The sequence below is a fragment of the Streptomyces sp. SID11385 genome (assembly GCF_010548245.1).
Lineage (GTDB): Bacteria > Actinomycetota > Actinomycetes > Streptomycetales > Streptomycetaceae > Streptomyces.
In genome coordinates this window covers 1-9,428 of the sequence record NZ_JAAGLR010000821.1, presented here as the reverse complement: position 1 = coordinate 9,428, position 9,428 = coordinate 1, and the positions used below count along the sequence as shown (strand labels likewise).

The window sequence follows — 9,428 nt, the reverse complement described above, 5'->3', positions numbered from 1 at the left end:
GCCCGGGGCGCGTGGCCGCCTCGACCGTGCATCTCGGGCACGTCGCCCGGCTGTGGTCCCTCGCCCTCGGCACCGTCGTGCTCGGCGGCGGCGTCCCCGACCTCGGCCCCGACCGGCTCCGCTTCGCCCTCTCGCCCGAGGGCGCGCCGAGCCTGTGGGCGCCCGGCCCCACCGCCCGCCCGCCGGACGAGGACCCCGTCCCGGCCCTGCACACCCTCCTCGCCGCCCACCTCGCCCCGCTCCACGCCCACCTGAGCGCCCGCTACGGCCTCTCCCCGCAGACGCTGCGCGGCAACACCGCCTCCGCCCTCACCGGGACGGTCCGCGTCCTCCTCGACCGCGTCCCCGCCCCCGCCCAGGACCCCGGCCCCCTCGCCGCCCGCCTCCTGCGCACCCCCGCCCTGGGCGACCACGGCACCTACCTCTACGACCCCGACCTCGGCGTCGCCTACCGCCGCAACAGCTGCTGCCTCTACTACCGCACCCCCCGGGGCACCCTCTGCGGCGACTGCGTCCTGCACACGGCCCCGAGCCGCCAAGACTGAACCGCCCCACCCCGCCGCACCGCGCGCCCGGGTGGGGGCGACACCGGCTGTTCGGGCCCCGCGTGCGCCTTCGTCCTCGCTCTGCCGGTCCGGCGCCGGACGGGGCCCGGAGCAGCCACACGGCGCGAGCTGCTCCGGACCACCCCCCGTCAGTTGACGGTCAGAGCGGACGTGTTGTTGCTGGTGTCCGGGTCGAAGTCGAACGGGGCCGTGCCGAACTCGCCGAACGCGGGGTGGATGCTCACGGCGCCCTTGGCTCCGGGCACCACGGTGTCGACCCGCAGGCTCAGCTCGAAGGTGTGCGTGGCGCTCTCCCGGACCGCGCGCGGCAGCTTGCAGTCATAGCGCGGAGCACCCGACCGCTGCGGGTAGTAGCCACCGGCGAGGGTGTGCGGGATGCACTCGTACGGCGCGTCGGTGACCGTCGTGCCCGCGGGAACGAGCAGCCGGACCGCCGCCACCGGGTCGCCGGAACCGAGGTTGCCGAACCAGGCCGGGCCGTTGTTCCGGAAGGTGAGCGCCGCCGTGACCGTCTCGCCCGCCGCCGCCGTGACGGTGTCACCGGCCACGGAGAAGTCCGCGGTGTTCTTCACTCCGATCTGGACGGCCCGGTAGTTGTCCCCGGACTCGATGTCCTCGGCGCCGCGGCCCGGTTCGACATCGATGTCGAACCGCTCGTTGAGCGCGTACGGGGCCAGTCGCACGGCCAGCGGTTCCGGCAGTTCGGCGGACTCGCCCGGTGCGAGCGCCGTGTCGAACGTGCAGACGGTCGTGGTCGACGACGGTGCGCCGCCGCCCGGCGTGGTGGAAGTACAGCCGTCGTACGGGGTGAGGTCGGTCAGGCCGTACGAGGTGTACAGCGTGACGGTGAACCCGTCGGCGCGCCGGTTGCCGTTGTTGGTGACCTCGAACGGGATCGTCCGGAGCTCGCCGGGCAGGCCGTCCTCGATGTCGGAGACCGGCGCGAGGGAGAGGTCGGGTCCGGCACTGACGGTGAGCGTGGTGTCGAAGCTGTCCTCGGGGGCGGTGAGCGTGCCGTCGGGACCACCGGTGGCCGTCGCCTCGTAGGTGATCTTGCCGCGTGCGCCGGCCTTGGCGCCGTCGGCCGCGCGCACCGTCAGCGAGACCTGGTCCGCGTAGTCGTCATCGAGCGTGGGCACCACGGGGATGTCGCACACCGCGTGCGTCCCGTCCGGTGCGCAGTTGTCGGGCCAGCTCACCTCGGCGATCCCCGCGAGCCCGGAGACGTCGACGGAGAGCCTGCCCTTGGTGACCGAGAAGTTCGCGTTGTCGTGCGACAGGCCGACGTGGACCGTACGGGACTGTGGGGGAGCGTCAGCGGTGCCGAGCGGCAGGGACTGGTCCTCGTGCGTATTGATCCACAACTGGTCGCTCTGCGGCTCGTCGCCGAAGGCAGGAGAGGCGAGCCCGGCGGTGAGCAGACCGGCAGCGACCGCCACGGTCGCGCCCGCTCTGAACCGGGCCTGAAGCCCCGCGAAAAATGATCCCACTGGTACCCCCCAAGGGTGCGGCGAATGGAATGACGCGCCGTCAATCCCGGCACGCCGTAGCGATCATCACACGCAGGTGCGACAGCCGCGCCGCGATTTTCCGCCCCGTCGCTTCCGCGGCCGAGAGCCGTTTTCCGGTGTCGTGGGTCCCATCGGACGCCTTCCGTGCCTGTCGTGGCGGACGACCGGAGCCCGACAACCCGTGGTTGCGGTATCCGGCCGTCCTCGCCCCGCGCGGTCGCGGCCGCCCGTCAGCCGCCTTCCTTCTGCCGTGCTTCCTCCACCTGCGCCTGGATGCGCCGCAGGTGCCCCGTGAGGAGTTCCGTCGTGCGCTCCTTCTCGACGCCGAGGCCCGCGAGGAGGCCGTCGCCGTTCTCGTGCTCCAGGAGGGCGAGCACCAGGTGTTCGGTGCCGACGTAGTTGTGGCCCAGGCGCAGGGCCTCGCGGAAGGTCAGTTCGAGGACCTTCTTCGCCGCCGCGTCGAAGGGGATGAGTGTCGGCAGGTCCTCCTCGCCGCGTGGCGGCAGCGCCGCCTCCGCCGCCTCCCGTACGGCCTCGCGCGTCACGCCCTGGTCCGCGAGGACGACGACGCCGAGGCTCTGCGGCTCGTCCAGGAGGCCGAGGACGAGGTGGGCGGGTGCGATGCGCGGGTGCCCGTGCTCGCGTGCCCGCGTCTGCGAGGCCACCACGACCTTGCGTGCCCGCGGGGTGTAACGGCTGAAGCCCTGGTCGGGGTCGAGGGCCGCCACCTCCCCGGTGTCCTTCGGCACGAACCGCTTCTGCGCCGCTTGCCGTGTCACCCCCATCGAGGTGCCGATGTCGGTCCAGGAGGCGCCCGAACGGCGTGCCTGGTCGACGAAGTGGCCGATCAGGTGGTCCGCGACCTCTCCGAGGTGCTCCGCGGCGAGTACCGCGTCCGTGAGCTGGTCCAGGGGCCCGGTGTGGACCCGTTTGATGGCGTCGATCAGATCATCGAGCCGTACTGCGCGATGTGCCGGTGTCTGCTCCGTCATGCAGGCAACCGTAGGTTGACAGTCGGAAGGGTGTCAATCCTTGGTTGCGTCGGGTGCGGATCGCGGTCGGCGAGGTGCGGACCTGAGGCCTGCTCAGGATGATCTTCCCGCTCACCCCTTGACGTCGCTTCAGCCCCGGGAGGAGCATCGCTCGCGTTTGACAACGTTGTCCGGCGCCGTCCCGGGCCCGCCCGGGGAGAGGAACAGTGTCAGAAGAGTGACGCAACGCAGAAGTCCCGTCCGCAGCAAGGCCGGTGGCCTCCTGGCCCTCACCGCGGCGACCGCCCTCGGGCTCACCGCGCTCGCCCCGGCCGCCACCGCCGCCACCCCCGGCGCCGCGAAGACCGGGCACACCGCCCTGGTCCAGAAGCCGGCCGCCTACGTCGACCCCCTCATCGGCTCCGCCAACGCGGGCAACACCTACCCCGGCGCCGTCCGCCCCTTCGGCATGCTCGCGTTCAGCCCCCAGACCACCCGCGGCAACCAGGTCTCCAACCCCGCCCCGGGCGGCTACCAGTACGACGCCACCTCGATCCGCGGCTTCAGCCTCACCCACCTCGACGGCGTGGGCTGCTCCGGTGCGAACGGCGATGTGCCCCTCATGCCGTACCCCGGCGAGGTCACCACCTCGCCCAGCGCCGACACGAACGACTCCGTCTACGCCTCCGCCTTCTCGCACGACGACGAGAAGGCGAGCGCGGGCCGCTACGAGGTGAAGCTCGCCAACGGCGCCTCCGCCGCCCTCACCGCCACCGAGCGCACCGGCTCGGGCCGCTTCGGCTTCCCCGCCGGCAAGGCGGCGAGCTTCCTCGTCCGCGGCTCCAACGCCGAGTCCGGCAGCGCCGACGCGCGCGTGCACGTCGACGCGGCGAAGAAGACCGTGACCGGCTCCATCGACGCCGGGAACTTCTGCGGCCCGCAGAGCGCCAACAACCGCAAGGCCCTCTACACGCTGCACTACACCATCCACTTCGACACCCCCTTCGCGAAGACGGGCACCTGGCAGGACGAGACGCTGCGCCCCGACACCACCGACGCGAGCGGCGGCACCGGCTACAGCTCCAGCGGCAACCCCGTCGCCGGCAAGGGCTCCGGCGCCTACGTCACGTTCCCGAAGGGCACCACCGAGGTCGGCGCCAAGGTCGCCATCTCGTACGTGAGCGAGGCGGGGGCCGAGGCCAACCTCCGTGCCGAGAACCCCTCCCGCAAGAGCTTCGACGCCGTCGCCCGCGACGCGAGCAGGGCCTGGGACAAGGCGCTCGGCGCCATCCAGGTCGGCGGCGGCACGGACGCCCGGTACCGCACCTTCTACACCGCGCTCTACCACTCGATGCTGGAGCCGACCCTCACGAGCGACACCGACGGCCGCTACACGGGCGCCGACGACAAGACGCACCGCCTCTCCCACGGGCAGAAGGCCCAGTACGGCACCTTCTCCGGCTGGGACCAGTACCGGGCGCAGGTGCAGCTCATGGCACTCCTGAACCCCAAGGCCGGCAGCGACTACGCCCAGTCCCTCTACCAGTACGCCTCCCAGCGAGGCGGCGAGTGGGACCGCTGGCTCCTCCAGCAGGGCAAGACCAGCGTCATGGCCGGCGACCCCGCCGGCCCGGCCCTCGCGGGCATCCACGCCTTCGGCGGCACCGACTTCGACGTCAAGGGCGCCCTCAAGTCCCTCGTCAAGGCCGCGACCGTCCCGACCGCCAACGACTCCGACAGCTCCGGCTGCAACGTCGAGTGCGTCGGCCAGCGCCCCGGGCTCGACCAGTACCTCAAGCTCGGCTACGTGCCCGCCGACGACTGCCACTGCTGGGGCGGCGCCTCCGAGACCCTGGAGGACGCGGCCGCCGACTACGGCATCTCCGCACTCGCGGGCGCCACGGGCGACCGCAAGAACGAGAAGAAGTTCCTCGACCGCTCCGGCAACTGGACCAACGTGTTCGACCCGGCCGCCACCCCCGAAGGCGGCTACATCCGCAACCGCAACGCGGACGGCACCTGGGCGGGCGTCTTCACGCCCGGCACGGGCAACGGCTTCGTCGAGGGCACCAGCGCCCGCTACACCTGGATGGTCTACTCCGACGTCGCCCGCCTCGCCCGCGCCATGGGCGGCAACGACAAGGCGAGCGCCCGCCTCGACGCCTTCTTCCGCGACAAGGACGGAAAGTTCGACTTCTCCGCCAGGGACGCGACGCGCTACGACCCCACCAACGAACCCGACATCAACGCCCCGTACCTCTACAACTACCTGGGCGCCCCCACCAAGACCCAGCAGACCGTCCGCGCCGAGATCGACCAGCTCTGGACCGACGCCCCCGGCGGCATCCCCGGCAACGACGACGCGGGCACCATGTCCTCCTGGTACGTGTTCTCCGCGCTCGGCATGTACCCGCAGAACCCCAGCCGCGCCGACCTCGTGCTGACCGCGCCGCTCTTCCCCCGCGCCGTCGTCCACACCGGCCACGGCAAGCGCATCACGGTCAACGCCCCGGCGGCCGACGACAGCCACACCTACATCCACGGCCTGCGCGTCAACGGCAGGACCACCACGAAGAGCTGGGTGGCCGACACGCTCGTCCAGCACGGCGGCACCCTCGACTACACGCTCGGCACGAGCCCCGACACCTCCTGGGGCACGGCCGCCTCCGACGTCCCGCCGTCCTTCCCCGGCAGCGGTGACACGTACTTCACGAGTACGAGCCCGAGCGCCCTCAAGGTCTCGCCCGGTGGCACCGGGACCCGTACCGACCTCACCGTGCGCACCCTCCAGGACCGCGCCGAGACCGTGACCTGGAAGGCCGAGGCGCCCGAAGGACTCACCGTAAGGCCCGCCTCCGGCACCCTCGCCGTCCCCTCCGGCGGCACCGCGAGCACCACGGTCTCGGTCGCCGCGACCGGGAGCGCGAAGGAGGGCTTCCGCACCATCCCGGTGACCCTGCGGACCGCCTCCGGCAAGGAACTGCCCGGAGCGAAACTCACCGTCACGGTCGCCGCTAAGAACAGCGTCCTGTGGAACCTCAACAACGACGGCGTCTCCGAGGACGACGCCAAGCCCGGCGCCAACTTCGACGGCGAGGGCTGGAGCTACTCCGCGACCGCCCTCGCGGCGGGCGGCGCCGCCCCCGGCAAGACCGTCACCTCGGGCGATTTCACCTTCACGCTGCCGGACACCGGCGCGGGCGAACCCGACAACATCGAGGTCGCCGGCGGCGGGCAGACCCTCACCGTCCCCGCGAAGGACGGAGCGACCCGCCTGAGCCTGCTCGGCAGCGCAGCCGAGGGCGACACCCACGGCACCATGACCCTCACCTACACCGACGGCACCACCCAGCAGGCCGACCTCGGCCTCTCGGACTGGACCCTCGGCGGCGGCGGGGACAAGCCCTCCTACGGCAACACCGTCGCCGTCACCTCCACCTACCGCGACACCCTCGGCGGCGGCAAGGACCCCGTCAACGCCTACCTCTTCGCCACCGCCCCCGTGACCCTCGTCGGCGGCAAGACCCTCGCGAGCGTCACCCTCCCGAAGACCGCCGAAGGCGGCATCCTGCACGTCTTCGCCGCCACGACCGGCTGACGACCGGCTGACGGCCCGCCCGCACCGCGCCACCCGCACGTGCGCGCCGCGGAGGACGGCCCCGTATCCCACCCGGATACGGGGCCGTCCCGCGTCCGCCGCCCCTGTCCCGGCCCACCCGCTGTCCACCGCCGCGCCGCGCGCGCCCGACACGTCCCCGTCCGCCCCGTTCGACAAGCGCGCCCCCGCCCCTTCGGCAAAGATGGTCCGTGACACACGCCGCTGAGCGGGCAGGCGAGCGGAAGCCGTCCGGGACCGGAGACGCACGCACCGGCCCGGAGACCGCACAGACCCCTGAGAAGGGACGCAATCGTGGCACGACCCAGGATTCTCGTAGTGGGCGCCGGTTTCGCCGGGGTGGGGTGCGTCCGCAGGCTCGAACGCCGCATCCCACCGGGCCGGGCGGAGATCACTCTCGTCGCGCCGTTCTCCTACCAGCTCTACCTGCCGCTCCTCCCGCAGGTCGCCTCCGGCGTCCTCACCCCGCAGTCCGTCGCCGTCTCGCTGCGCCGCAGCCAGAAGCACCGCACCCGCATCCTGCCCGGCGGCGCCATCGGCGTGGACACCGAGAAGAAGGTGTGCGTCGTCCAGAAGATCACCGGGGAGATCGTCGACGAGCCGTACGACATCCTCGTCCTCACCCCCGGCAGCATCACCCGCACCTTCGACATCCCCGGCCTCACCGAGAACGCGCGCGGCATGAAGACCCTCGCCGAGGCCGCCTACATCCGCGACCACGTCATCGCGCAACTCGACCTCGCCGACGCGAGCGAGGACGAGGAGGAACGCGCCTCGCGCCTGCAGTTCGTCGTCGTCGGCGGCGGCTACGCGGGCACCGAGACCGCCGCCTGCCTCCAGCGCCTCACCACGAGCGCGGTCAAGCACTACCCGCGCCTGGACCCCTCGCTGATCAAGTGGCACCTCATCGACATCGCGCCCAAGCTCATGCCCGAACTGGGCGACGAACTCGGCAAGGCCGCGCTCGACGTCCTCACCCAGCGCGGCATCGAGGTCTCGCTCGGCGTCTCCGTCGCGGAGGCCGGTCCCGAGAAGGTCACCTTCACGGACGGCCGCACCCTGCCCTGCCGCACCCTCATCTGGACCGCCGGGGTCGCCGCCAGCCCGCTCATGAAGACGCTGGAGCGCGAGACGGTACGGGGCAGGCTCGCCGTCACCCCCGAGTTGACGGTGCCCGGACTCGACGGCGTCTTCGCACTCGGCGACGCCGCCGCCGTCCCCGACCTCACCAAGGGCGAGGACGCCATCTGCCCGCCCACCGCGCAGCACGCCATGCGCCAGGGCCGCATCGCCGCCGACAACGTCCTCGCCACGATCCTCCACCAGCCCCTGCGCCCGTACGTCCACAAGGACCTCGGCCTCGTCGTCGACCTCGGCGGCCACGACGCGGTCTCGCGCCCGCTCGGCATCAACCTCAGCGGCCTCCCCGCGCAGGCCGTCGCCCGCGGCTACCACTGGTCCGCGCTGCGCACGGGCGTCGCGAAGACCCGCGTCCTCACCAACTGGATGCTCAACGCGCTCGCGGGCGACGACTTCGTGCGCACCGGCTTCCAGGAGCAGAAGGCCGGCACGCTCCAGGAGTTCGAGCACACGGACGTCTACCTCACCCCCGACCAGATCCGCGACCACACGGCAGCGCTCCACGCCGTGCACTGAGCGAGCGGGGCACGGCGGTACGGGCACGGGGCCACCCCGCGCCCGTACCGCCCCCTCGTGGGACGATGCCCTCCGTGCCCGCGACACCCCCCGCCACCGAGCCCGCCCCCGCCGACTGGGGCGACCGTGTGGGCGACACCTCGCTCAGCATCCGGGTCCCGGCGGCCGACGCGCTCGTCACGACCGGCTTCCCGGCCCACGTGAGCGTGCTGCACCCCTTCGTGCCGCGCGCCTCGCTCGGCCCCGCGTCCCGTGCCGCGCTGGCCGCCCTCGTCGCCGCGCACCCGCCCTTCACCCTCCGCTTCACGCGCTTCGGCCACTTCCCCGGCGTCCTGTACCTCGCCCCCGAGCCGCACCCGGTGCTCCACGAGCTGTCCGCCGCGCTGCGCCGCGCCTGGCCCGAGGCGCTCCCGTACCGGGGCCTGTTCGGGCCCGCGGGACTCCCGCCGCACCTCACCCTCGCCACCCACGCCGCGCCCGGCACCGACCGCGCGGTGTACGGACCGCTGGAGGAAAGGTACGGCGCCGCGCTCCCGCTGCACGCCGAGGTGGGCCGACTCGGCCTCACCGTGTACACGGCCGCGGGGGAGTGGCGCGAGGAGAGCGCGCTGCCGCTCGGGGCCGCCGCTCAGGGATAGAGGTCGCGCCGGTACGTCGCCGGGTCGTCCAGCGCGTCGAGCAGGACGTGCGCGAGGTCCGCGTAGGTCGTGCGCGGCGCGCGCGAGTGGTGCGGCGTGAACGGCGCCCTGCGGTGCCCGTGCGCGGGTCCCTCCACGAGGATGACCGGGCGCACGATCGTCCAGTCCAGGCCGCTCGCCGCGATGATCGCGTCCTGCTCCTCGCGCTGCCGGATCACGGGCCGGGCCGTCGCCCGGTACAGCGCCGAGACGGTGCGGTTGAGCGGCCCCGCCGTGTGCGGACCGTACGCCGCCTCCGAGAGCACCAGGAGCCTGGACACCCGCGCCCGGCGCATCGCGTCCACGATGGTGCGCGTCCCGCGCGAGTACAGCGGCACGTTGCGGCGCCCGCCGCGCAGCGCGTAGGCGACGACGGCGGCGTCGGCGTCCGCCAGCGCCTCGCTCACCCCGCCCTCCTCGAAGGGCCCGCC

The 9,428-nt window shown here is 72.9% G+C and carries 7 protein-coding genes; 4 read left to right on the top strand and 3 right to left on the bottom strand.

Features of this window, described 5'->3' with window-relative positions; translation table 11 throughout:
* On the top strand, positions 1-545 hold a 545-nt coding region (locus G3I42_RS25065), incomplete at its 5' end, for a (2Fe-2S)-binding protein (RefSeq protein WP_164289550.1).
* Between the two features lie 149 nt (positions 546-694).
* Here G3I42_RS25065 and G3I42_RS25060 read toward each other — a convergent pair.
* Both G3I42_RS25060 and G3I42_RS25055 read right to left on the bottom strand, forming a co-directional pair.
* Complete coding sequence (locus G3I42_RS25060; RefSeq protein ID WP_164289548.1) at positions 695-2,005, bottom strand: hypothetical protein; 1,311 nt, start codon at positions 2,003-2,005, stop codon at positions 695-697.
* 302 nt (positions 2,006-2,307) lie between these two features.
* The gene (locus G3I42_RS25055) at positions 2,308-3,069 is read right to left on the bottom strand and encodes a Clp protease N-terminal domain-containing protein (RefSeq protein WP_164289546.1); all 762 of its coding nucleotides are present in this window, start codon (positions 3,067-3,069) and stop codon (positions 2,308-2,310) included.
* A 217-nt stretch (positions 3,070-3,286) separates the two neighbouring features.
* Here G3I42_RS25055 and G3I42_RS25050 point away from each other — a divergent pair, with 217 nt between their 5' ends.
* The 3 genes from G3I42_RS25050 (at position 3,287) to G3I42_RS25040 (ending at position 8,958) form a co-directional block, all read left to right on the top strand.
* A complete protein-coding gene (locus tag G3I42_RS25050; protein ID WP_343244656.1) occupies positions 3,287-6,646 on the top strand; it encodes a GH92 family glycosyl hydrolase in 3,360 nt (1,119 codons plus the stop codon).
* 312 nt (positions 6,647-6,958) lie between these two features.
* Positions 6,959-8,320, top strand: a complete 1,362-nt coding sequence (locus tag G3I42_RS25045; RefSeq protein ID WP_164289544.1) for an NAD(P)/FAD-dependent oxidoreductase — start codon at positions 6,959-6,961, stop codon at positions 8,318-8,320.
* A 65-nt stretch (positions 8,321-8,385) separates the two neighbouring features.
* A complete protein-coding gene (locus tag G3I42_RS25040) occupies positions 8,386-8,958 on the top strand; it encodes a 2'-5' RNA ligase family protein (protein ID WP_203607305.1) in 573 nt (190 codons plus the stop codon).
* On the opposite strand, the gene G3I42_RS25035 is transcribed toward G3I42_RS25040, so the two are convergent.
* Positions 8,949-9,428: NAD(P)-binding oxidoreductase (locus tag G3I42_RS25035; protein WP_164289540.1), on the bottom strand; the 480-nt coding region annotated here is incomplete at its 5' end. The two genes, G3I42_RS25040 and G3I42_RS25035, sit on opposite strands and share 10 nt — an antisense overlap.

Bases quoted from the DNA above. Each gene is read 5' to 3' on its own strand.
- G3I42_RS25055 (WP_164289546.1), bottom strand. From the start codon at position 3,069: ATGACGGAGCAGACACCGGCACATCGCGCAGTACGGCTCGATGATCTG.
- G3I42_RS25040 (WP_203607305.1), top strand. From the start codon at position 8,386: ATGCCCTCCGTGCCCGCGACACCCCCCGCCACCGAGCCCGCCCCCGCC.